This window comes from Rhizobium sp. 22-785-1 (genome assembly GCF_053521965.1).
Window position 1 is genome coordinate 13543 of the sequence record NZ_JBNWDI010000001.1, and the last position, 23974, is coordinate 37516.

Here is a 23974-nt window from a genome sequence, read left to right on the forward strand (position 1 = left end):
CGCACAGGAGGTTATTGTGCGCCGAACGCAACTGCAAAGCAGACCGCCGAATTTAAATGAGGGACATATGCAGAAAGTAATTTTCGACACGGATCCGGGTATTGATGATGCAATGGCGCTGCTTTTTCTGCACCGCCACCCTGACATCGATCTCATCGGGGTCACGACCGTTTTTGGAAACGCGCCGATCGAGATTACCACCCGCAATGCGCAGTTCCTCAAGCAGCAATGGATGATCGAGGCGCCGGTTGCGAAAGGCGCTGGCAAGACATTCGATCCATCGCGTGCCGAGGACCATTTCCCCACCTTCATTCATGGCGATGACGGGCTGGGGAACATTGGCGTCCCGGAAACGGTGGACGTGCCGCTGGATCCGCGCGCAGCCCACCATTTCATCATTGATACCGTTAAGGCCAATCCCGGCGAAGTGACGTTGATCGCCGTTGGTCGCATGACCAATCTGGCGCTCGCTCTGAAAACCGAGCCCGATTTCGCGGCTCTGGTGAAGGAGGTCATCATCATGGGTGGGGCCTTCGATATCAACGGCAATGTCAGCCCTGCAGCGGAGGCGAATATCCACGGCGATCCCGAAGCGGCCGATCTCGTTTTCACCGCACCGTGGCCGGTTACCGTCATCGGCCTGGATGTCACCACGAAAACGGTCATGACGTCCGGTTTTCTGGCGGACATGGTCAAGGAAAATGGGGCGGCCGTTCAGCTTCTGTCTGATCTCTCGCAGTTTTACATCAGCTTTTACAATATGCGCACGGGCGACGGCATGGTCGTCCATGATTCTTGCGCCTGCGTTTATTTGACGAACCCTGAACTTTTCGAAACGCGCAGCGGCGCGATCCGGGTCGTTTGCGGCGGTCTTGCCGACGGCCAGACAATTCAGAAGCCGGACGGTGTTACCTTCCCGCCGGGAAATTGGGATGGCCATCCAAGCCAGAAGATCTGCACCAAGATCGAGGCGGTTCGTGTGCTTTCTGTCATCCGCTCCGCAATTGTGCGTGGTGAACGCGGCTGATTGAGTTGAGCCGCCGTTCGCGCGGCGGCTTTGCCTTGCATTTTACGAGAATCTGGCGTTATGCAGGCACGACCGGAACAAGCAGGTTTCACGAGACTCGTTCCGGCGAAACGCCAGTACAGGCGTGGCGTATCGGGAAAACCAATTCGTGTTTTCCACCGCTTGCGCTACAATGAACAGCACAGGTCCGATTTGTTCGTGTCGGCTTATGTTTCAAACCAAAAAACGAACGCTATTGTGGACCGGACAATCCGGTCCATTTCCATGAGGAAAGAGATGGAAGAGTTTCACAAGGTCAAGCGTCTGCCGCAATACGTTTTCGAACAGGTCAACCGTTTGAAAGCGAGCGCGCGAGCGGGTGGCGCCGATATTATCGACCTTGGCATGGGCAACCCGGATTTGCCGACCCCAAAGGCGATCGTCGACAAGCTCTGTGAAGTCGTCCAGGATCCACGCACCCATCGTTACTCGTCCTCCAAGGGTATTCCGGGCCTTCGCCGCGCCCAGGCCGCTTATTATGCTCGCCGCTTCGGTGTGAAGCTGAACCCGGATACGCAAGTCGTCGCAACGCTCGGTTCAAAGGAAGGCTTTGCCAACATGGCGCAGGCCATCACCGCGCCAGGCGACGTGATCCTGTGTCCGAACCCGACCTATCCAATCCACGCTTTCGGCTTCCTGATGGCGGGTGGCGTCATTCGTTCGATGAATGTCGAGCCGGATGAAACTTTTTTCGGACCACTTGAGCGCGCTGTGCGCCATTCGATCCCGAAGCCGCTGGCACTCATCATCAACTACCCGTCCAACCCGACGGCACATGTGGCCTCTCTGGATTTCTATAAGGACGTCATCGCTTTTGCAAAGAAGCATGATCTGATCGTGTTGTCCGACCTGGCCTATTCGGAAATCTATTTCGACGAGAAGAACCCGCCACCATCGGTCCTGGAAGTTCCAGGCGCCATGGATGTTTCGGTGGAGTTTACCTCCATGTCGAAGACTTTTTCCATGCCTGGCTGGCGCATGGGCTTTGCCGTCGGCAACGAACGGCTGATCGCTGCACTGACGCGCGTGAAGTCCTATCTTGATTACGGCGCATTCACGCCAATCCAGGTTGCGGCCACGCACGCTCTGAACGGGGATGGCTCCGATATCGCGGAAGTGCGTAACGTCTATCGCCGCCGTCGCGACGTCATGGTCGATACGTTTGGCAAGGCCGGTTTCGAAGTTCCGCCACCGGCTGCCACCATGTTCGCCTGGGCGAAAATCCCGGAGAAATTCCGCCACCTCGGCTCGCTTGAATTTTCCAAGCTCCTGATCGAGAAGGCTGACATTGCGGTTGCTCCGGGTGTTGGCTTTGGTGAAATGGGCGACGACTACGTTCGCCTCGCGCTTGTAGAGAACGAGCACAGAATTCGTCAGGCCGCGCGCAATCTGAAGCGTTTTCTGTCGACTGCGGACGACACGTTGCACAACGTCGTCTCGCTTAACGCCCATAGATAAGGGCAACCCGCCAAGGTGGCCGGTTCCGGCCGCCTCTTTCATTAAAGCAAATCAGGAACATACCCATGGCAGATTCATTGAGAATCGGCATAGCGGGACTCGGCACTGTCGGCTCTTCGCTCGTGCGCATCCTCCAGCAGAGAAGCAACGAACTTGCGATTACCTGCGGACGCGCAATTGAGATTATTGCCGTTTCCGCACGTGACCGTTCGCGCGATCGCGGTATTGATCTGTCGGGTATTACTTGGTTCGACACGCCGGAAGAACTAGCAGAGAAGGCTGATATCGACGTTTTCGTCGAACTCGTTGGCGGCGCGTCCGGTGCTGCGGAAGATGCCGTACGTGCAGCTCTGTCTCGTGGTCTCCACGTGGTGACAGCCAATAAGGCTCTGCTGGCAAAGCACGGTGTGGAGCTCGCAAAGCTTGCAGAAGAAAAGGGCGCTTTGCTCAACTTCGAAGCAGCTGTTGCTGGGGGCATTCCGATCATCAAGGCGCTGCGTGAATCGCTGACCGGCAACCACGTGTCGCGCATCTACGGCATCATGAATGGCACATGCAATTACATCTTGACGAAGATGGAGAAGGAGGGCCTGTCCTTCGAGGCCTGCCTCAAGGAAGCGCAGCGTCTAGGCTATGCGGAGGCCGATCCTGCTTTCGATATCGAGGGCAACGACACCGCTCATAAGCTTGCGATTTTGACGACGCTTGCTTTCGGCTCCAAGATTGCAGCCGACGATATCTATCTCGAAGGCATCACCAATATCTCGATTGAGGATATCCAAGCTGCCGCGGATCTCGGTTATCGCATCAAGCTTCTCGGCGTTGCACAACTCACTGAGTCGGGCATCGAACAGCGCGTGCATCCGACCATGGTGCCACTCGATTCCGTCATCGCGCAGGTCGATGGCGTGACCAATGCTGTGGCGGTGGAATCCGATATCTTGGGTGAGTTGCTTATGGTCGGCCCAGGCGCCGGCGGCAACGCCACTGCATCCGCCGTGCTCGGTGATGTCGCGGATATCGCCAAGAGTCGTCCCGGCGCCCAGCAAGTTCCGGTCCTTGGCCGTCCGGCCAAGTCACTGACGGATTATCGTCGCGCCAAGATGAAGAGCCACGAGGGCGGGTATTTCATTCGCTTGACGGTGAAGGATAAGGCGGGCGTCTTCGCTTCTATCGCCACGCGCATGGCCGAGAACAACATCTCGCTGGAATCGATTGTTCAACGCTCTCAAGTACCGACGGAAGAAAAAGCACAGACGATCATCCTCGTGACGCATGCGACGATGGAAGACGCGATCCGAAAGGCTGTGAAAGCGATCAAGAGCGAGAAATATCTGGTCAGCGAGCCGCAGGTCATTCGCATCGAACGCACCTGATCGTCCCGCATGCGGCCGTTTCCGCAGATCACCGCGCTTTAGCGATGTCTATTGGCGGAATGCAATTTCAAAAGACAAGATGGCCCTGTTGCGAAAGCAACTGGGCTTTTTTGTCGAAGCTGCCTCGTGTGCGAGGCGACATCAATCGGCACGGGGCTGGCATAGCGGATTTTTCCTTCGCCGCAGCCGCAAAACTATTTTCGGCAGGTGTTGGGCAGTCTGCCATGCGGAAGAGACGGTAAAAGAAGAAGCGCTCGGAAGGAAGTCCGGACTTTGATCGCGAATCCCCAACACGTAGACAGAATTCGATGTAAGGCCCAAAAATCTGGATTGTAAAAATACCGTAATAAACACGTAATAGGTGTATTTCACTGGAAGTAAGATATCTGACTTACTCGGTAATAAACGTGCAGACGCACCATATGTCCATCCCGACAGTACGCTCCGAATTGCAACCGCAACTATAGCAGTGCTTAGAATGCTAACTGGAGTGTACGCCGGTAAATGCTTGATTGTGGTGGTGAGAGCGCAGGGATTCGAACCCTGGACCTACTGATTAAAAGTCAGTTGCTCTACCGGCTGAGCTACGCTCTCCCTTGTGGGGCGAACCGCCCTTTGGAAGTGGGCGGAACATATGTAGAGGCACGTTTGCGGTCAACCCATAAAAACGGGATTATCTCATCTTTCCGCGTTTTTTTGACGCAACCGCAAAAAGGTGATTGGTGGCAAAGGTTTGGTGGCGCTACAAGGCGTCGTGAACCGTCCGGAGTGCCGCATTGTCCATTGCCGATATATCCCTTCTCACCGCGCTTTTTGCTGGAGCCCTTTCGTTTCTGTCTCCTTGTGTACTGCCTTTGGTTCCGCCGTACCTTTGCTACATGGCGGGTATCTCGGTGGAGCAGTTCAAGGACGAGCGCTTTGAGGCGAAGCCGCAGGTCCGCAAAGCAGTGCTGCTAGCGGCGCTGTTCTTCACGCTGGGGTTCGCAACTGTTTTTGTAGCACTTGGCGCCGGCGCCTCCACGATCGGGATGGTGCTACGTCAAAATCTCGATATCCTTGCCAAGATAGGCGGTCTCATTATCATCCTGATGGGTCTGAATTTCCTCGGCGTTTTCCGCATCGGCGTGTTCTCACGTGAAGCGCGTTTCCAAAGCGGTGGTAAGCCTGCCACGCTTTCCGGCGCCTATCTCATGGGACTTGCCTTTGCCTTTGGGTGGACACCCTGCATCGGCCCCGTGCTCGGAGCCATTCTGGGGGTCGCCGCTTCAAAACAGACCGTGGGCGAGGGTGCTATGCTGCTTGCGATTTATTCGGCAGGTCTTGCGATACCGTTCTGGATCGCGGCTGCTTTTTCGGGCAGTTTCATGCGTTTTCTTGCCCGCTTCCGCCGCCATCTCGGCCTGGTCGAAAGAATCATGGGCGTGCTGCTTGTGCTCACTGGCATCGCCTTCATGTCAGGTTTCATTACCAGTGTCGCGATCTGGTTTCAGGAGAGCTTCCCAATACTGATGAAAATCGGCTAGGTTCAACCAACACAAAAATCGCGGCGAGGGAGCCATGGCTGAAATCGCCGGATTGTTGTTTCCGTTTTTCGGGCTGATTCTCATCGGCTACGTGGCGGCACGCATAACGCGACAGCCTGCCGAAGCACTCGGCTGGCTGAACACATTCATCATTTATGCGGCACTGCCCGCGCTCTTTTTCAAGCTGGTGGCCAGAACTCCGGTCGATCAACTTGCGCGGATGGATTTCGTTGCGCTGAGCTTGGCTTCGACCTACACAATATTCATTGGCCTTTTTCTCATCGGCTACTTTGTACGCCGCAACAGTTTTGCCGACTGCACCATCCAGAGCTTTGCAGGGGCCTATGGCAATATCGGCTATATGGGCCCAGGGCTGGCGCTCCTGGCGCTCGGTGAGCGCGCGGCTGTTCCCGTCGCTCTGATCGTCTGTCTGGAAAATGCAGCACATTTCATTGCGGCACCAGCACTTATGGCGATCGCCGGCGGTGACAGGCGATCAGGCTTGAAACTCGCCGGCGACGTAGCCCGCAAAGTGTTGACGCATCCCTTCATTCTGTCCGTCATCGTCGGCTTCCTGGCTGCCGTTCTTGCCTGGCAGCCGCCTCCACCCGTGCAGCAACTGGTGGATTATCTGGCGCAGTCGGCGGCACCCTGTGCGCTGTTTGCAATGGGGGTGACGCTGGCCCTGCGACCCTTGAAGCGTGTTCCGATGGAGATCAGCTACATTGTCCCGGCAAAGCTGCTGATTCATCCGCTGCTGGCTTATGTCCTGATGTCGTCCTTCGGAAACTTCGATCCAGTATGGGTATCGACAGCCGTTCTCCTGGCGGCCCTACCGACAGCAACAAATGTCTTCGTCATCGGCCAGCACTACCAGGTCTGGCAGGAGCGGGCATCTGCGACGATCCTCATCTCCACAGTGCTTTCAGTGTTCACGGTTACGCTCGTGCTGTATTTTATTCGCGCAACGAGCGTCTAAGGCTACCGACGATCAGGGAGGGCAACGCCTTGATACCACGGCCAGGTTCGATGCCCTCGCGCATCACCAGACCACGCAGTGGCCCGACATTCCCGAGAACATGCAGGCCTGCCGCACGGGCCATCTGCATGGGTAACATGCCGGAGAGAAGCGACCGGTTGAGGAGATCGACACTGAGTGTGCGGCTGAACACGTCCGCACGGCGACGGCGATCGAATGTGGTGCCCGCATCCGCCGGTATCACACCACCCGTCAATGTGCCCAGCATGTCGGTCAAAACGATGATGTCGCGAAGGCTTAGATTAAGGCCCTGTGCGCCAATTGGCGGAAAACCGTGACCAGCCTCACCGACGAGCGCGACGCGTCCCTTGCCGAAAGAGCGGGCGGTCATGCTGGAAAGCGGCCATGTTTGCGTGCCTTCTTCAACCGAGACCGTACCGAGCATCGATTGCATGCGCTCTTCGACCCGCGCGCTTGACGCCTCCAACGGCAGTGCTGCGAGCTCCGCTGCCTGCTCTGGTTTGACGACCCAGACAAGGCTGGACCGATTGCCGGGCAGCGGAACCTGGGTGAATGGACCGGTGGAGGTGTGGAACTCGGTTGAGATATTGCCGTGCGGCCTGGTGTGCGAGAAGTTGAGCACCACGGCGGTCTGCGGATAGGACCAGCTGCGCACGCCAATCCCCGCCGCTTCACGGACCTTGGAATTTCTACCGTCTGCGCCGATGACAAAGCTGCTCGAGATTGCAGCGCCATTGGACAGCATCAGTGAGACGTCGTGAGGCCCGACCTCCACCGCATCGACAGAGGCATCGATAAGCGTGATGTTGTTCTCCTGCGCGACAGCATCTGAAAGCACTCCAAGCAGGGCGGCATTCGGCATGTTCCAGCCAAAGGCTGCCAGTCCGATTTCGGACGAACGGAATGCCACAGTGGGTGCGCGCAGCAATCGATCTGTCCCATCGATGATCTGCATCGTCGCGAGTCGTGCAGCGGACGGTTCGATTTTTGTCCAAACACCGAGCCGGTCGAGAAAGCGGATGGACTGATCCATGAGGGCCGTCGTGCGACGATCGGTCCGGTCGGATTGCGGTGCTACAAGCGCAACGTTTCGGCCAGCGCGCGCAATGGCAAGAGCGGCGATTTGTCCTGCAAGTCCAGCACCGACAACGGCAACCTCGAAGTTCTTCATCGTCCTATTCCACTCCTGCAGTCGAGGCTCAAAACATAGTGTCTTTGTTTCGCCAAATCCAGAAGCCATCTGCCGTCAGTTCGGCATGGCCATGCGGCAACACGCTCGTTAAGTTCGAGGATAAGCATTCTCGCACGGTTGCAAAGAGCGGTGAATGGTCGCATATCGGATGGAAGAACGAATAAGAGCGGGGCCATTGCGCTGTCATGAAGATTTTCAACTACAGACGCGTGCCTTATGCCGAAATTCGAGCCTTCTCCGTTCACATTCTGACAGCCTCGGGTTCGTTCCTTGCTTTTCTGGGCGTCGTTGCTGCCGCCGAGCATCGCTTTGTGGACATGTTCTGGTGGCTTGGTCTGGCACTTCTCGTGGATGGGATCGATGGTCCGATTGCCCGAAAGGTGCAGGTCAAGGAAGTTTTGCCCAACTGGTCCGGCGACACGCTGGATAACATCATCGATTACGTTACCTACGTTCTGCTGCCTGCCTTTGCTCTTTATCAGAGCGGCATGATCGGCGAGCCTTGGTCCTTCGTCGCTGCTGGCATGATCGTGGTTTCGAGCGCGATCTATTATGCCGACATGGGGATGAAGACCGATGAGTACTTTTTCTCCGGCTTCCCAGTGGTTTGGAACATGGTCGTGTTCACGCTCTTCGTCATCGATGCCAGCGCCACCACCGCAATGATCATCGTTACCATTTCGGTCGTCCTCACCTTCCTGCCGATCAACTTCCTTCATCCGGTCAGGGTGAAGCGCCTTCGATGGCTCAACATGGCAGTGTTCCTGCTCTGGTGCGTGCTGAGCGGATACTCGCTGCTCCTGCATTTCCAGTCGCCGGATTGGCTCATTGCCGGCGTTGTGGTGACGGGGATCTACCTCTACTGCATTGGAGGGATCATGCAATTTCTACCCTCGCTCGGCGCAAAGACGCGCTGATAAAATCAGTCGTTTAAAAGCATGGACCGGACTGTCTTTTTCAGTTGTATAGCGATCCAAAAAAGGTATTTAGTACCAATAAAGGGCAGTGCCCAATTTTAGTGCAAAGGTGTCGATCTCGTCGTTAAGCGCTCGAAGAAGTGCGGCGGCCGGTGAAAAGGGGAACAGGTGACGGTATCGGTGACGTCCGGGGCTATGCCCCTTTTGTCCGTGCGCCAGCTGACCAAGCTGTTTGGAACATTCGCCGCATGCAATGCGATCGATCTAGACATTGCGCCGGGTGAAATACACGCTCTTCTCGGCGAAAATGGCGCCGGAAAATCCACGCTAGTCAAGATGCTCTTTGGTGTACTGGAGCCGACGAGTGGCGACATTGTCTGGAATGGAAACTCCGTGAGAATCGGATCGCCTGGCGAGGCACGCAAGCTTGGCATCGGCATGGTGTTCCAGCACTTCTCGCTGTTTGAAGCCCTGACCGTTGCCGAAAATATCGCGCTGTCGCTCGACCCTAAGATTTCGCTGAAGGAAATTGCCCGGGAAGCTGAAGCGCTTTCCAAGGCCTATGGCCTGCCGCTCGATCCTTACGCGCATGTGGCCGATCTTTCCGTGGGTGAGCGCCAGCGTATCGAGATCGTCCGCGCTTTGTTGCAGAACCCACGTCTCATCATTCTCGATGAGCCGACCTCGGTTTTGACACCGCAGGAGGCAGACCGCCTGTTTGAGACGCTGGAGAAGCTGAAAGCCGAAGGACGCTCGGTGCTGTACATCAGCCATCGTCTGGAAGAGGTGCAGCGCATTTGCGACCGCGCAACGGTTCTGCGTCATGGCAAGGTGACAGGCGCTTGCGACCCCCGTCAGGAAACTCCGGCCTCCCTGGCGCGGATGATGGTGGGCTCCGATGTCGCCGGCATTCAGCGTGACGATGAATGCACCATCGGTGACGTCGCGGTTGAGATCATTGGTCTGTCCGTTCCCGCCCGTACGCCCTTTGCCGTCTCCCTGAAGAACATCGCCATGAAGGTCCGCGCGGGCGAGGTCCTGGCAATTGCCGGGATCGCAGGCAACGGGCAGGGCGAATTGTTCGATGCCCTGTCCGGCGAATATCCTGTCGCTAAAGACGATACGATTTTTTTGCGTGGCAAACCGGTTGGTCGCATGGGCATCAGTGGACGCCGTCTTCTTGGCGCTGGCTTCGTTCCCGAAGAGCGTCACGGCCATGCTGCCGTTCCCAATATGAGCCTGTCCGATAACCTTTTGCTGGCGCGCTGTCGCTCCGATAGAAAGGCGTTCCTGAGCGGCGGCTTTCTGAGTGTAGTGCGTCATTCGGTAATCAAAAACGCCGCCAAGCGTATTTCCGAAAAAATGGATGTGCGCAAAAGCGGGGACGATCCTCTAGCTGGCTCGCTCTCTGGCGGTAACTTGCAGAAATTCATCGTCGGTCGCGAACTTGATCGACAGCCATCGGTGCTCGTCGTCAACCAGCCGACATGGGGCGTAGATGCAGGTGCGGCCAGCCGCATTCGCCAGGCCTTGGTCGATATGGCGAAAGCTGGCTCGGCGGTTATTGTCATCAGCCAGGATCTCGACGAGATTTTCGAGGTTGCCTCCAGCATTGCGGTCATCTCTGATGGGCATCTATCCAATGCTTATCCGGCAAAAGACATGACGCGCGAAAAAATCGGTCTGTTGATGGGCGGCGTCCATGCAGGCAATACGGGGCAGGCAGGGCATACGGAGCAGGTCGTTCATGCGCATTGAACTTGAAAAACGCGCAGGGGTCTCCAAGCTCTTTGCAATCCTGTCTCCGCTGCTGGCACTGGTGTTAACGCTTGTCGTGGGTGCCATCATTTTCGCCGCCCTCGGCAAAGAGCCTGTCGGAGCGCTCTACAGCTTCTTCATCGAGCCTTTGCTGGAAGTCTGGTCACTGCATGAGCTGGCAGTCAAGGCCGCACCTTTGATCCTGATCGCCGTCGGACTTGCCATCTGTTACCGCTCCAACAACTGGAATATCGGTGCCGAAGGGCAGTTCACAATCGGCGCGATCACGGGCTCCATACTGCCGGTGCTGAACCCTGAATGGCAGTCGCCCATGATCCTGCCGCTGATGCTCATCATGGGAGCCGCAGGTGGCGCTCTTTATGCTGGCATTCCGGCATTGTTGAAGACACGGTTCAATACCAATGAGATTCTGACCAGCCTGATGCTGGTCTATGTCGCGCAGCTCTTTCTCGACTGGCTGGTGCGTGGTGCGTGGCGTGATCCACAGGGTTACAATTTTCCACAGACAAAGCCTTTCAACGAAAGCGCCGTCCTACCTGAACTGCTGGACTCCGGCCGCGCTCATTGGGGTGTCGTCTTTGCGCTGGTGGCGGCCGTCGCGCTCTGGTTTATGATGCGCTACATGCTGAAGGGTTTCGAGGTTACCGTGCTTGGCCAGTCGGCGCGGGCAGGGCGCTTTGCCGGCTTTTCCTCGCGCGGCATGGTGTGGTTCTCGCTGCTTCTCTCCGGCGGACTCGCAGGCCTTGCCGGCATATCGGAAGTCTCCGGTTCCATCGGTCACCTCCAACCCTCCATTTCGCCGGGCTACGGCTTCACAGCCATCATCGTCGCCTTTCTTGGGCGCTTGAACCCGCTCGGCATCATCGCCTCCGGTCTCGTTCTTTCGCTGACCTATCTCGGCGGCGAGGCGGTTCAGATGTCGCTGCAGATCTCGGACAAGGTGGTGCGCGTATTCCAGGGGCTACTGCTCTTCTTTGTCCTGTCCTGCGATACGCTGATCCTTTACAAAGTTCGCATTCGCTGGGCGCGCAACTCTGCCCGTGAAGGAGCCGCATGATGGATATGTTTCAGGCGATCCTTTTGACGGTTATTACCGCGGCCACGCCTTTGGTTATCGCAGCGCTTGGCGAGCTCGTTACAGAGCGTGCCGGCGTCCTCAACCTCGGCGTCGAAGGCATGATTGTCATCGGCGCGGTCTGTGCTTTCGCCGCAGCCCATATGAGTGGCTCTCCCTATATCGGTATTCTCGCTGGCATCGCCGCCGGAGCGCTTTTCTCGCTACTCTTCGGCTTCCTGACGCTGACCCTTGTCACCAACCAGGTAGCAACCGGCCTCGCGCTCACCATTCTTGGGCTCGGTGTGTCCGGCATGCTGGGTGAAAGCTTAGTTGGTGTTCCCGGGGTCAAATTGCCTAACATTGTTTTTCCGGTGCTTTCGGACATTCCGTTCATCGGTCCGATTTTCTTCCGGCAGGATTTAATCTTCTACCTGTCGCTTGCACTCGTCTTCGGAATTAGCTGGTTTCTGTTCAAAAGCCGCACCGGCCTGAAAATCCGGGCAATTGGTGACAGCCATTCTTCAGCCCATGCGCTCGGCATCAACGTCATCCGCACGCGCTATCTCGCAGTGATGTTCGGTGGTGCGTGTGCGGGTCTTGCTGGTGCTCAGCTCTCGCTCGTCTACACGCCGCAATGGGTTGAGAACATGTCCGCCGGACGTGGGTGGATTGCGCTGGCGCTTGTCGTCTTCGCATCGTGGCGGCCGTGGCGGGTCTTGGCAGGTGGCTACCTGTTCGGCGCGGTCACGATCGGCCAGTTGCACGCTCAGGCCTTCGGTATCGGTGTACCGTCGCAACTTCTTTCAGCGCTTCCTTATGTAGCAACTATTGTCGTGCTCATCATCATCTCCCATAATCGGCGCACCACGCTGATCAATACACCGGCATCGCTCGGTAAACCGTTCGTGCCGGATCGCTAAGAAATCCGAATGTCATGCCAAACCAAGCAGGGGTAAAAATGAAAAGACTCATTATCGCACTGGCCGCGTCCGCAGCGGCAATCATCGGCGTCGTGCCTGCCGCGCAAGCGGCCGACGCCAAGAAGGTCTGCTTCGTCTATGTCGGTACACGCACGGATGGTGGCTGGACGCAGGCGCATGATATCGGCCGTCAGGAGCTGCAGAAGCATTTCGGCGACAAGATCGAAACGCCGTTCCTCGAAAGCGTTCCGGAGGGCCCGGATGCAGAGCGCGCAATCGAGCGTATGGCTCGTTCCGGCTGCGAGGTTATCTTCACCACGTCGTTCGGTTTCATGGATGCCACCGTCAAGGTTGCCCAGAAATTCCCGAAGGTGAAGTTCGAACACGCAACCGGCTTCAAGACCGCAGCAAATCTCGCGACCTACAACTCTCGCTTCTACGAAGGCCGTTATATTCAGGGCCAGATCGCTGCAAAGATGTCGCAGAAGGGCGTCGCAGGCTATATTGCTTCCTTCCCGATTCCTGAAGTGGTGATGGGCATCGACGCCTTCCTGCTGGGTGCGCGCTCCGTCAATCCCGACTTCAAGGTCAAGGTCGTCTGGGCCAACACCTGGTTCGACCCCGGCAAGGAAGCCGATGCGGCTAAGGCTTTGATCGACCAGGGCGTTGATATCCTGACGCAGCACACGGACACCACGGCACCGATGCAGGTTGCTGCAGAACGCGGCATCAAGGCTTTCGGTCAGGCTTCCGACATGATCAAGGCTGGTCCTAACACCCAGCTTACGGCGATCGTCGATACATGGGGCGCTTACTACATCAAGCGCACACAGGCGCTCCTCGATGGGACCTGGAAGTCCGAGTCGGTCTGGGACGGTCTGAAGGATGGCATCTTGACGATGGCGCCTTACACAAACATGCCGGATGACGTGAAGAAGATGGCCGAGGAAACCGAAGCCAAGATCAAATCCGGCGAGCTGCATCCATTCACCGGTCCGGTGAAGAAGCAGGATGGCACGGAGTGGTTGAAGGCTGGCGAGAAGGCTGAGGACGGCGTTCTGCTCGGTCTGAACTTCTACGTCGAAGGCGTGGACGACACGCTGCCGAAGTAAGTCTAAAGCCTTAGATTGGGCAAGGGCGTGCGGTTCACTTGCGCGCCCTTTTCTATGAGGCAGTCACGACTTCGCTCAAAAGCAAGCGTCCCGTCCTTCCAAAAAAGCAAAAGCCCGCCGATGGAACGACGGGCTTTTCCAGATCCGTGTCGCACGCTTGAAGCGTTGCGTCAGACAGGGCGGTTATCAGAAGACTGCGAGATATTTCAGCAGCGAGATAATGCCGATGATGATCACGATGACCTGAGCGATCTGCTTTGCGCCGCCGCCGACGGGAAGACGAGCAATAAGCCACAGCACGAGTACGATGACCAGAAAGGTGATCAGAATGCTGACTAGCGTCGAGGTAACCATATGTCCCAGCTCCTATTTCCATTTCGTTTAACGGCCCGATCACCGTTGCGTGAGTAAAAGCCTCAATTTATTGTTTGGTTCCATTGTGCAAAATGAATTTGCGGGAAATGGAGATTGGGTGCGGGCGTGAGCGAGCTACGGGTGAAGAAGCGGGATGTGGGCGCCGTCGCGCTTCTAGGTCGCAATGGCCATCCGCAGATTGAAACGCCAACTGGCGGAAATCTGTCGGTGGTCACGGCGGCGTCCGATCCGGGCTTTAATCCCCTCGACCTGCTCTATTCCTCTCTTGCCGCCTGTCTGGTCTTGAGTGCGCGCATCGCCGCAAGCCGCATGGGTGTTCTCGACAGGTTTCAGGCGGTCGAGGCAAAGGTGACTGGTGAGAAGTCCGACGATGAACCCGCGCGCATTCTGCGTTTTGACATGCGGCTTGCGATCACCGGCAATTTCGACGAGGAGACCAAGCAGGCAATAGCGCATGAAGCGGAGAGAATTTGCACCGTCAGCAATACCCTGCGCGGTGAGGCAGAATTTCGTCTGGATATTGCCTGACATAGACGAAGACTGCGCCGGGCATCAGTCAGCGCTGTGCCTTCTCCCATTTGCGGATTAGTCGATCGCGCTTGAGTTTCGACAGGCGCATTATCCAGAAAATGCCGTCAAGCTGATCGATCTCATGCTGAATGCAGATGGCGTGAAAACCTTCAGCCGTCTCTTCGTGCTCAGCACCGTTCATATCCTGAAACCGAATAGTCACCTGCTGGAGACGTTCAAGTTCTTCGGTAAAACCAGGCATGGAAACGCTTCCCTCGACATGACGCATCGTCTTTGCCACCATGCTTGTAATCTGGGGATTGACGTAAGTCAGGATCGCTCCGGGTTGTAATTCCAATACGAAGATCCGTTCGAATACACCAATGTGGGCCGCGGTGATCCCCACGCCTGGGGCTGCGCGCATGGTATCGACAAGATCCTGCTGAAGCGCTGCGAGATTAGGCCCGAAGGCCGTTACCGGTTCACACGGCTTGGAGAGGGCAGGGTCAGGGTATCGAACGATTTTTCGAATGGTCACGGCGTCTCCGGGAGGGCGGAATTGGAAACCGAATGTTCATTGACTGCGGTCGATGCGGCAAGCGCGATGGTCTGCGCTCGGACCGTCAACTCCACGAATGTCCTTTGTGTCCGGTCATCCCGCCTGACAACATGCAGCATGGTACCCGAAAGCGTGGAGATTTCACGCAGCACAAGCGCATGGGCGATACCAAGGCTGTTTGCGAGGCTGCGGCTGTCACTTCCAACGCCTTGGTCTATTGCCGCGAGAATGGCTGCGCCTGTCGGCTGCAATTCACCGCGGGCAGCCTTCAGCAGCCTGTCCACCACCGCCATGAAGCGCGTGGCGGCCTCGTCTCTCTCCATCAAGCCGCCTCGTCCTGTTGGCGCAAACGAACCGAAACCAGCACCGACTTGGAGGTCGGCGTGAAGCTGCCTTCGCCATAGCTGTGCAACGGCACGAGCACGTTGAGCTCCGGATAGTACCCGCCCACGCTTCCCTGTGGAATATTGTACGGTACGAGACGGAAGTTCCGGGCAATACGCTCGATGCCATCACCATACTCACCCACAATATCCACTCGTTGCTTGGCATGCGCGCCGATTTTATCCATGTCCTGCGGGTTCATGAAAAGAACCTGGCGCTCGCCATAGACGCCGCGGTAGCGGTCGTCCAGCCCATATATTGTGGTGTTGTACTGGTCATGACTGCGCAACGTCTGCAACACGAAGATATCGTTTTGTGCCAGAGCCTCCTGATGATCCGTCCTTTCGGGTAGCGGACCGGCAAAGAAGACCGCTTTGTGTTGCGGCGTATTCCACTCTCTCTGAGCGGCAGAGTTAGGCAAATGGAAACCACGTGGCACCCTGACACGCGTGTTGAAGTCGTCGAATCCAGGAATAACCCGCTCGATCATGTTCCGGATGAGGTCGTAATCATCGGCAAGCTCATTCCACTTGACGAGATCATTTCCGAGCGTGGCCTCCGCAATTCCAGCAACGATCGCGATTTCCGAGCGCAGTGCCGGCGAGGCTGGCTCATTGATGCCACCCGAGCCGTGAACCATGCTCATGGAATCCTCTACGGTTACGATCTGCGGTGAGCCCTTGGAGTTGCGATCTATTTCCGTACGTCCCAGGCACGGCAGGATGAAGGACGTCTCTCCGGGCACGAGATGGGAATGGTTGAGCTTGGTTGCGATATTGACGGTCAGCTTCTGTTTTTTGAAGGCTTCGACGATCCGCGGACTGTCAGGGGTGGCACGCAGGAAGTTGCCGCCGAGCGCGATGAAGACTTCGGCTCGTCCATCAAGCATTGCGCTGATTGCCTCGACCGTGTTGTGTCCCTGGTTGCGTGGCATCGCAACTCCAAGCTCTTTTTCCAGCGCATCGAGGAGTGCAGCAGGGGCCTTTTCATCGATGCCAACCGTGCGATCGCCCTGGACATTGGAGTGACCGCGGACCGGGCAGAGACCGGCACCGGGACGCCCTACATTGCCCCGCAGCAGCATGAGATTGGTGATCTCGCGAACGATGATCACGGAATGCTTGTGCTGTGTGACGCCCATGGCCCAGGTGGCGATCACCGATTCGGCATTCATGTAGATGGCGGCGGCTTCCTCGATCTCCTCACGCGTCAGACCTGACTGGTCAAGAATGGCGTCCCAGCTCGTCGCGTCAACGGCCGCACGATAGGCCTCGAACTCCACGGCATGGTCGGCGATGAAGGCATAGTCGATGATCGCCGGCTCGCCTTGCGCACGCGCAGCCGCGTCGGCCGCGAAAACCACCTTGCTAATCCCGCGAATGGCCGCCATGTCGCCGCCCTGACGGGGCTGGTAATAGTTTGTGGCAATCTTTGTATTGCCCCCAGTGATCATTTCCAGCTTGTCCTGTGGGTCACTGAAACGCTGTAATCCCTTTTCTCTGATGGGATTGAAGACGGCGATGCGCGCGCCGCGAAGGGCTGCGCGTCTGAGATCGCCCAGCATGCGGGGATGGTTGGTGCCGGGGTTCTGCCCGATGACGAAGATCGCGTCGGTCTTTTCGAAATCTTCCAGAAGAACCGTGCCCTTGCCAACGCCGATCGAGGCTTTCAAACCAACGCCGCTGGCCTCGTGGCACATATTGGAGCAGTCCGGAAAGTTGTTGGTGCCATAGAGACGAACCATCAACTGATAGAGAAAGGCCGCTTCATTGGACGCTCGACCAGACGTATAGAATTCGGCACGATCCGGACTGTCGAGGCCACGCAGGATGGTGCCGATCTCGCGGAAAGCATCGTCCCAGGACACTGGCACGTATCGATCGGAAGCGTGATCGTAACGTAAGGGACTTGTCAAACGACCTTGTTTTTCCAGCTCGTAATCCGACCACTGGCTCAGCGAGGAGATGGTATGCTTGGCAAAAAACTCGGGGTAGACGCGCGCCTCCGTGGCTTCCCAGGAAACGGCCTTGACGCCATTCTCGCAAAATTCGAAGGATGAGCCATGTTCCGGGTCACCCCAGGCGCAGCCAGGGCAATCGAAACCGTCGGGTTGATTGGTCTTGAGGAGCGCCTTCGCGTTGGAGAGGGGTGCTCCGGATTCTAGCAAGCGCTTGCCAACGCTTTTCAGCGCGCCCCAGCCGCCGGCCGCGGATGAGGGCTTGCCGATGAAATCCATCTTGCCCATGAAACGTCACTCCTTGAAGGCTTTGTCTCGATCGGTGTCAAAGCAGACTTGCCCGATCCTTAGTTTGCACTGCAGCATAACTGTCTAGATAGGCGATTGCCTAACATATATCAATTCGATCTCTGGTATGGATGCGCGCTGCGTTTTTCTATTGGCGACATCATATTCGTGCGTTGACGACACGAAGTTGTCGGTAGCTCGCCAGAAGGGCGACAGGATGGTGATGAAACCACTTCTTGCCTAACGGGTTGTTGACTTTGTTGTTCTAAACGACAATCTCCAGCCCGTTCGCAAAGCAGGCTATCGACCGGAAGAAGGGGGCGCAAGTTGACACAAGCCGACACCGATCATCCCAAAACGGAAGAAGCCAAGCGACCAGAAGTCATGGCCGACATCTATTCGGAAGACGGATCGATCCGGTCGGATTTTCTGGCGATGGTGGGTGCCGCGATCACTGATCGTGATGTGCTGTTCCTGCGCGAGAACGTAGCCCGCCTGCACGAATCCGAACTGGGCGACCTGCTGGAATCGATCCAGCCCGAGCAGCGCCATGCGCTGGTGCGCCTGCTCGGCGCAGACTTCGACATGACGGCGCTGACCGAGGTGGACGAAGCGATCCGTCTCGATATCGTCGAGCAGATGCCGAACGAGCAGATCGCCGCCGGTATTGGTGAGCTCGATTCGGACGATGCCGTCTATATTCTTGAGGATCTGGATCGCGAGGATCGTGACGACATCCTCTCGCAACTGCCTTTCACCGAACGCGTACGGCTTCTGCGAGCGCTGGACTATCCCGAAAGCTCCGCCGGTCGCCGCATGCAGACCGAGTTCGTTGCCGTTCCGCCCTTCTGGACGGTCGGCCAGACGATCGACTATCTGCGTGAGGAGGAGGAGCTACCTGAATCCTTCTCACAGATCTTCGTCATCGATCCGACCTTTAAGCTAGTGGGCGTGATGGATCTAGACCGGCTGCTGCGTTCGAAGCGGCAGGTGAAGATCGAAACCATCATGCACGAGACGAACCATCCCATACCGGCGGAGATGGACCAGGAAGAAGCCGCCCAGCTTTTCGAGCAGTATGACCTCTTGTCTGCGGCTGTCGTGGATAGCAATGGCCGTCTCGTCGGCGTGCTCACCATCGATGACGTTGTAGACGTCATTCAGGAGGAAGCGGAAGAAGACTTATTGCGTCTGGGCGGCGTCGGTGATGAAGAATTGTCCGACAGCATCGCCAGCACGTCACGCTCACGCGTGCCGTGGCTTGGTATCAATTTGATGACGGCGTTCCTCGCAGCGTCGGTCATCGAGCTCTTCGACGCCACTATTCAGCAGATAGTGGCACTCGCCATCTTGATGCCGATCGTGGCGGGTATGGGCGGCAATGCCGGATCGCAGACTATGACTGTTTCGGTGCGGGCACTCGCCACCAAAAATCTCGATATCCACAACGCCGCACGCATCATTCGCCGTGAAGCGGGCGTAGGTTTGCTGAACGGCGCGCTTTTCGGCTGTGCCATCGGCATCATTGCCGGCCTCTGGTTCCACGATATGAATATCGGTGGAATCATTGCGGCGGCCATGTTGATCAACATGCTTGCTGCGGCCCTGGCAGGTATCCTCATCCCCCTTTGTCTGGACAGGTTCGGCGCCGACCCGGCAGTTTCGTCTGCGGTTTTCGTTACGGCGGTCACGGATATCGTGGGATTCTTTTCGTTCCTCGGACTGGCGACATGGTGGTTCGGCATATCCGGATCATGATGGAAAATTGACTTTTACGTACAGGTCAAACATAATGTCCATCAGCCAGAATGGGACAGCGCTTTGAATAAGTATTACAGCATCACGGAACTAACTCGCGAATTCGGGGTGTCCACCCGTACTCTTCGTTTCTACGAAGACGAGGGATTGATCCACCCCGAGCGCCGCGGACGCACCCGTTTGTTTCGTGCCGCCGATCGCAGGCTCATCCAGGAAATTCTTCGCGGTCGCCGTATTGGTTTTACAATCGCGGAAATACGCGAAATCATCCAGGTCTACAAGGAGCCCCCCGGTGAGTCCGGTCAGCTCGAGCTTCTCATGAAAAAGGTCGACGAAAAGCGTGCCGACCTTCGCCAGAAGCGTCGTGACATCGACGAGACTTTGGTTGAGTTGGACAATGTTGAAGAAGCATGCTTGACGCGCCTCGCGGAAATTGGCGTCGGGACGTAAATCAATCGGCGTCTTATATACGATTCATCTTCTCGAAGTTCGATCATAACCGCCTCTGCGCTTGGATTTATCTTTCATAAATCGATAACCACGCTCGAAGAACCCATGGAACCGTTAAGTCCTATCGTTCCTTTATCACGTAGGATTATCCTGAATTCTTCGAGCCCGGGCATGACGCCCGTCATATCTGTAGCGCCTTTCGTTTTCTTGGCGCGATAATATCCGGCTTACAAAAAATGCTTTTCTGATCGACTTTGGCATTGCTCCCGTTCGGGCATGCTTTGGGACATATGATGCTTGACGAAGCTGCCCGTCTATCTGCTCTGAGAAACCTACGCCTTCTCGATACACTTCCAAGCGAGAGTTTCGATCGTATTACACGTCTGTTGGCCGTTTACTTCGGTCTTCCGATTTCCGGCATTTCGCTCACTGATGCGGACCGCCAATATTTTAAGTCCAAGGTCGGCGTTGAGCATAATGAAATTCCGCGATACCGGGCACCCTGTGCCGAGGTTGCGGAAACCAAACTGCCGCTTGTCATTCGCGACTTGCAAAAGCACGACTACTACGCTGACAGCACAGTGGGACGGTCCGGAGTTCGCTTCTATTGCGGTGTGCCATTGATTACACCGGATGGTCATGGTCTCGGCGCGCTTTGTGTCTTGGGGACAGAACCACGTGAAGTGACCGAAGAGGAAATGGCGGTCCTCACCGATCTTGCCGCAGTGGTTATGGATCAGATTGAGCTTCAGCATGCCTTAGGACGCGTCGACCCGTCTAGCGGCCTTCCGAACCGTCATCAATTGATGAACGATCTGTCTGACCTATCTCATCATAGCGCAGGTACTGAGCAGATTATCAGCCTCCTCGATCTTGCTCAAACCACACAATTCGACCGGATGATCCGCGTTGTCGGGATTTCTCATCTCGATAGCCTTGTCGCAAAGGTCGCGCGGATCCTCAACGAAAATCTGAACGGCCAAACGCTCGCTTACCACATCGGCCCGACGCAGTTCGTCTTCCTGTCACCGCCAGGCACGGGCATGTCCGACCATCTGATCCTCCTGGAGCAAACCATGCTTTCACTGGGCAGCGAGGTGGAGTTTCAGATCACGATGACACCTTCCATCGGCTCCATGGTCTTTGAGGCGGGAGAGTGCACTGCGGAGGAAATCTTACGATCTCTGCAAAGCGCCGTGCAGGATGCTCGAGCGCATCCTTCGAAGATTGCTTTTTTCTCCCCGTCCTTCGATGTGCAGCATCAGCGAAATTTCATGATCCAACGCGAGTTCCCCTACGCGTTGACCGATGACAATCAGCTATCACTGGTGTTTCAGCCGCGCGTGGATGCCGAAAGCGGCATTTGCAAAAGCATGGAAGTCCTGTTGCGCTGGAGCCATCCCGATCTTGGCCCGATTTCCCCAGCTGAGTTCATCCCCGTTATCGAGGCTTCAGCATACGCTCGCGAACTAACCACGTGGGTCGTCAAGGCATCGTTGACGCAACTGGCCGCGTGGAATGCGACGGGACTTAGGCTCAATCTTTCGATCAATCTGTCCGCTATCAATCTGCAGGAAGACGATTTCTGGGATCGGCTCGGCGCTGATCTTGCGCGGTCTGGTGTCGACAGCGACCAGATCGAATTCGAACTGACGGAAACTGCAATGATGATCGAAACCGAGAGGTCTCAGGATCTGCTCAGTACTCTATCGGCAGCCGGAATACGTCTTTCGATTGATGATTTCGGCACCGGCTACAGCAGCCTTTCCTATCTTCAGAAGCTGCCTGTGAACACCGTCAAGATCGACCGTAGCTTTATCAACGACATGAGCAACGGCAAGCGCGAGCGTCTCCTTGTCCAGTCTATGATTACCCTATGTCATTCGCTGGGCTACGAGGTGGTTGCGGAAGGCGTGGAAACCCAGGAAGCCGCCGAACTACTGACCGCCATGGGGTGCGACGAACTCCAGGGTTACTGGTTGTCGAAGCCGCTCTGTGCGAAGGGCGTTGTCGAGTGGCTATCCGAACAGAACCTCTACCGCTTTCGCTACATGGCGCCTGTCTGCGCGTAGCTACGGCTGTGCGTTAACGCAAGGATTGTCGCCGCTCAGACAGGTCATTGAACCTGCGCCGAGCATTGAGAGGCGACGTCTTGGATTTTTGTCTGCTGGTCCAGATCGGCCTTGTTGGCCATCATCGCGTCGAAGACGTTTTCGGCGTGCAGCTTCTCCAAAGTGCAGCCGCAAAAGCTTTGACAGATTTCGAGAGTGTTCTGGCTTTGCATGCAACTGGATTCGCAGCTTTTCTTGTACGCCTCGACCTGATCTACGGGCGGGGGCGGAAAGGTGATCGACGCCAGGTAGACGATGCCGATCAAAACCGGCTGATGGATAAGATAGAAGGACAAGCTGTGGCGGCCGAAGAAGGCGAGAAGATTGCGCCTGCCGCTCGGTTTACGGAAGCGATCCAGCCACCCTCTCGGCACGACGATTTGCGCAGCTCCTAGACCGGCGAGGAACGGCGCCAGAAAGGGAAGCACCGGCACATAATCGTTGGAGCGGGGAGGCGCAGTCGAAAATCCGACCCAGGACAGCCAGATGGTGTTGAAGGCATCGGACGAGAAATGGAACGGTGCCAGGAACGCGAGAAGTGCCACCGCAAACGTTACGATTGCGGGCAGGCGCAGGAAGATAAGGCCAACCAGACTGGCCACGGCGATATTGTGCAGGATGCCAAAGAAAATCCAACCGTCTGGAACGGCGATGTAAGTTGCAACTGAGATGAGCACGGCTGCACCGGCCACCATTGCAAAACGCTTACCGAAGGCTTGCCAGTTTATGTCTCGGCGATGCGCCAGAAACAGGCTGAATCCGGCAAGAAACAAAAACGAGCTGGCGATCCCCCGCGCATAGAGCCGCCATAGACCTTCGGTCGGCGTCTCCGGCGGGATGTAGCCGAACATGGCAAGGTCCCAGGTGAAATGATAGCTCGCCATGGCAATCAGCGCGATGCCTCGCCACGTGTCGAGAAAGCCAATCCGGCCGGATTTCGGAGCCGTTGCTGTTGCCTCTTGCATTCTTCTATCCCTTCGCAACGGTGATATGGCTGACGTTGCGCTTCGCCCTTAAAGTGAGGCTATTTCATGACATAGTTTCATGATCGTCCATGATGGCGAGCCGCGCTTCCGAGTAGAACTGCCGCCTGAGCAGTGCGATGATGATGACCACGGTCATCATGATGAAGACATAGGCGTTGATGAACCATCCGAGGTAGCCGATCGACAGAAAAAAGGTTCGCAGCCCGTCGTTGAAGTTTTTCGCGGCGATGACATTCATGCGGATGACATTCTCCGCAGCGCGCTCCGCCGCTTTGCGATCGGCATTCGCCTCATGCATCATCGGCATGCCGCCGAAAAGGATGGTGCAATAGTTGAACAGCCGATAGGACCAGCCAAACTTGAAAAAGGCGTACCCGAAAAGAAAGGTAAGGCCTATGACCTTGAGTTCAAACGCCGTCCGACCGCCGTAATAGACGAAGGGCATGTCGCGGAATACCGATTCGACCCTATCCGTGGCGCCCAAAAGAGCGAAGCATCCGCCTATTGCGAAGATTGAGGTCGATGCGAAGAAGGCTGTGCCGTTCTGCAAACCGGCCATGATTTGCGTATCGATCATCTTGAGATCGCGTGTCATGGAGTTGTAGATCCACTGCCTTCTGCGCTCCGCCATCGCCTGATTAAGACTCGTTCGTGGGAACGGCGATCTCGCGGTGGTGACATAGGCGTAGGACACCCACAGGACTAGGAAAATAACGAGCGCTGCGTAATCCATTGTCGTCATGTGCGCCCGCCTGTCAGCCTCTGTGTCGCTCACTGTCCGCCAGTTAGTGATGCTGGCGTTGTCACGCTGTCATACCAAGAAACCATCGCAAGGCAATCGTGACTTCGGGACGAAAAAGATCATTTTCATCCCGTGCTAACGATCCGGTAAGATTATACCGCTACACCGATTTGGGAGGTTCCGGATTAGGTAGTGAGTACCGGGCCTCTTTTTCCCCATGACGTTTTCAACCGGGCGGACATGAGCTGCTGCACACCTAGCAGCGTCAAAAATTGACAATCGCCGAATCTCATCCTACTTTGATGAAGCGATCCGGCGCTTTCATCACGAAGCCGGTGTCGACTTGACCGCACAGGGCGGTCGGGCATCGATACTTCTTGGTGACTACCGTTGACGTCCAGCATGATCGACCGGGAGAACGCCTCCATATCTACGAATCGTTCTCTTTTCATGC

General features: G+C 56.4%; 21 protein-coding genes and 1 tRNA gene. 14 read left to right on the top strand and 8 right to left on the bottom strand.

What is annotated here, in order from left to right; translation table 11 throughout:
- The first annotated feature begins 67 nt into the window (after positions 1-67).
- The 3 genes from ACQZ5M_RS00070 to ACQZ5M_RS00080 all read left to right on the top strand — a co-directional run bounded on the left by ACQZ5M_RS00070 (position 68) and on the right by ACQZ5M_RS00080 (position 3900).
- Positions 68-1027, top strand: a complete 960-nt coding sequence (locus ACQZ5M_RS00070; RefSeq protein ID WP_449078794.1) for a nucleoside hydrolase — start codon at positions 68-70, stop codon at positions 1025-1027.
- Positions 1028-1303: 276 nt separating this feature from the next.
- On the top strand, positions 1304-2524 hold the full coding sequence (locus ACQZ5M_RS00075) for an LL-diaminopimelate aminotransferase (protein WP_062425410.1): 1221 nt from the start codon (positions 1304-1306) through the stop codon (positions 2522-2524).
- A 65-nt stretch (positions 2525-2589) separates the two neighbouring features.
- Positions 2590-3900 (top strand): homoserine dehydrogenase, encoded by a 1311-nt coding sequence (locus ACQZ5M_RS00080; RefSeq protein ID WP_296018379.1) that lies wholly within the window; start codon positions 2590-2592, stop codon positions 3898-3900.
- A 518-nt stretch (positions 3901-4418) separates the two neighbouring features.
- Here the strand turns inward: ACQZ5M_RS00080 and ACQZ5M_RS00085 are convergent.
- A tRNA-Lys gene (locus ACQZ5M_RS00085) sits at positions 4419-4494 on the bottom strand.
- 182 nt (positions 4495-4676) lie between these two features.
- Between ACQZ5M_RS00085 and ACQZ5M_RS00090 the strand changes: the two genes are divergently transcribed.
- Both ACQZ5M_RS00090 and ACQZ5M_RS00095 read left to right on the top strand, forming a co-directional pair.
- A complete protein-coding gene (locus tag ACQZ5M_RS00090) occupies positions 4677-5423 on the top strand; it encodes a cytochrome c biogenesis CcdA family protein (protein WP_296018377.1) in 747 nt (248 codons plus the stop codon).
- A gap of 34 nt (positions 5424-5457) precedes the next feature.
- Positions 5458-6402 (top strand): AEC family transporter, encoded by a 945-nt coding sequence (locus ACQZ5M_RS00095; RefSeq protein ID WP_296018376.1) that lies wholly within the window; start codon positions 5458-5460, stop codon positions 6400-6402.
- On the opposite strand, the gene ACQZ5M_RS00100 is transcribed toward ACQZ5M_RS00095, so the two are convergent.
- A complete protein-coding gene (locus tag ACQZ5M_RS00100; RefSeq protein WP_449078795.1) occupies positions 6380-7594 on the bottom strand; it encodes a UbiH/UbiF family hydroxylase in 1215 nt (404 codons plus the stop codon). The two genes, ACQZ5M_RS00095 and ACQZ5M_RS00100, sit on opposite strands and share 23 nt — an antisense overlap.
- A gap of 206 nt (positions 7595-7800) precedes the next feature.
- On the opposite strand from ACQZ5M_RS00100, the gene pcsA reads away from it, so the two are divergent.
- From pcsA to ACQZ5M_RS00125, 5 genes are all read left to right on the top strand, one after another.
- Positions 7801-8532, top strand: a complete 732-nt coding sequence (gene pcsA / locus ACQZ5M_RS00105; RefSeq protein ID WP_296036695.1) for a phosphatidylcholine synthase — start codon at positions 7801-7803, stop codon at positions 8530-8532.
- Between the two features lie 195 nt (positions 8533-8727).
- Positions 8728-10290, top strand: coding sequence for an ABC transporter ATP-binding protein (locus ACQZ5M_RS00110; protein ID WP_449079173.1), 1563 nt, complete (start codon positions 8728-8730; stop codon positions 10288-10290).
- The gene (locus ACQZ5M_RS00115) at positions 10280-11368 is read left to right on the top strand and encodes an ABC transporter permease (RefSeq protein WP_296018370.1); all 1089 of its coding nucleotides are present in this window, start codon (positions 10280-10282) and stop codon (positions 11366-11368) included. Before ACQZ5M_RS00110 ends, ACQZ5M_RS00115 begins: the two co-directional genes overlap by 11 nt.
- The gene (locus tag ACQZ5M_RS00120; RefSeq protein WP_296077324.1) at positions 11368-12288 is read left to right on the top strand and encodes an ABC transporter permease; all 921 of its coding nucleotides are present in this window, start codon (positions 11368-11370) and stop codon (positions 12286-12288) included. Before ACQZ5M_RS00115 ends, ACQZ5M_RS00120 begins: the two co-directional genes overlap by 1 nt.
- A 38-nt stretch (positions 12289-12326) precedes the next feature.
- Positions 12327-13400: a BMP family ABC transporter substrate-binding protein gene (locus ACQZ5M_RS00125; RefSeq protein WP_296018366.1), complete on the top strand. Its 1074-nt coding sequence runs from the start codon at positions 12327-12329 to the stop codon at positions 13398-13400.
- Positions 13401-13586: 186 nt separating this feature from the next.
- Here ACQZ5M_RS00125 and ACQZ5M_RS00130 read toward each other — a convergent pair whose 3' ends face one another.
- Entirely contained in the window at positions 13587-13754 is a 168-nt protein-coding gene (locus tag ACQZ5M_RS00130) for a Thivi_2564 family membrane protein (RefSeq protein WP_003502827.1), read from the bottom strand.
- A gap of 126 nt (positions 13755-13880) precedes the next feature.
- Here ACQZ5M_RS00130 and ACQZ5M_RS00135 point away from each other — a divergent pair, with 126 nt between their 5' ends.
- Complete coding sequence (locus ACQZ5M_RS00135; RefSeq protein ID WP_449078796.1) at positions 13881-14303, top strand: OsmC family protein; 423 nt, start codon at positions 13881-13883, stop codon at positions 14301-14303.
- A gap of 28 nt (positions 14304-14331) precedes the next feature.
- On the opposite strand, the gene ACQZ5M_RS00140 is transcribed toward ACQZ5M_RS00135, so the two are convergent.
- The 3 genes from ACQZ5M_RS00140 to ACQZ5M_RS00150 are packed head-to-tail and all read right to left on the bottom strand — an operon-like array spanning position 14332 to position 17473.
- Positions 14332-14823 carry a peptide deformylase gene (locus ACQZ5M_RS00140; RefSeq protein ID WP_449078797.1) on the bottom strand — a complete coding sequence of 164 codons (492 nt, stop codon included), beginning with the start codon at positions 14821-14823 and terminating at the stop codon, positions 14332-14334.
- Positions 14820-15170 carry a hypothetical protein gene (locus ACQZ5M_RS00145; protein WP_449078798.1) on the bottom strand — a complete coding sequence of 117 codons (351 nt, stop codon included), beginning with the start codon at positions 15168-15170 and terminating at the stop codon, positions 14820-14822. The genes ACQZ5M_RS00140 and ACQZ5M_RS00145 overlap by 4 nt, the downstream gene beginning before the upstream one ends.
- Positions 15167-17473, bottom strand: coding sequence for an FdhF/YdeP family oxidoreductase (locus tag ACQZ5M_RS00150; RefSeq protein WP_449078799.1), 2307 nt, complete (start codon positions 17471-17473; stop codon positions 15167-15169). The genes ACQZ5M_RS00145 and ACQZ5M_RS00150 overlap by 4 nt, the downstream gene beginning before the upstream one ends.
- Positions 17474-17857: 384 nt before the next feature.
- On the opposite strand from ACQZ5M_RS00150, the gene mgtE reads away from it, so the two are divergent.
- From mgtE to ACQZ5M_RS00165, 3 genes are all read left to right on the top strand, one after another.
- Entirely contained in the window at positions 17858-19231 is a 1374-nt protein-coding gene (mgtE, locus tag ACQZ5M_RS00155) for a magnesium transporter (RefSeq protein ID WP_296018424.1), read from the top strand.
- Between the two features lie 63 nt (positions 19232-19294).
- A complete protein-coding gene (locus tag ACQZ5M_RS00160) occupies positions 19295-19681 on the top strand; it encodes a MerR family transcriptional regulator (protein ID WP_296018356.1) in 387 nt (128 codons plus the stop codon).
- Positions 19682-19974: 293 nt separating this feature from the next.
- Entirely contained in the window at positions 19975-21753 is a 1779-nt protein-coding gene (locus tag ACQZ5M_RS00165) for a putative bifunctional diguanylate cyclase/phosphodiesterase (protein WP_449078800.1), read from the top strand.
- Between the two features lie 44 nt (positions 21754-21797).
- Here the strand turns inward: ACQZ5M_RS00165 and ACQZ5M_RS00170 are convergent, their stop codons facing one another.
- Complete coding sequence (locus ACQZ5M_RS00170; protein ID WP_449078801.1) at positions 21798-22757, bottom strand: heparan-alpha-glucosaminide N-acetyltransferase; 960 nt, start codon at positions 22755-22757, stop codon at positions 21798-21800.
- A 64-nt stretch (positions 22758-22821) separates the two neighbouring features.
- Entirely contained in the window at positions 22822-23520 is a 699-nt protein-coding gene (locus tag ACQZ5M_RS00175; protein WP_449078802.1) for a DUF599 domain-containing protein, read from the bottom strand.
- Between the last annotated feature and the right edge of the window lie 454 nt (positions 23521-23974).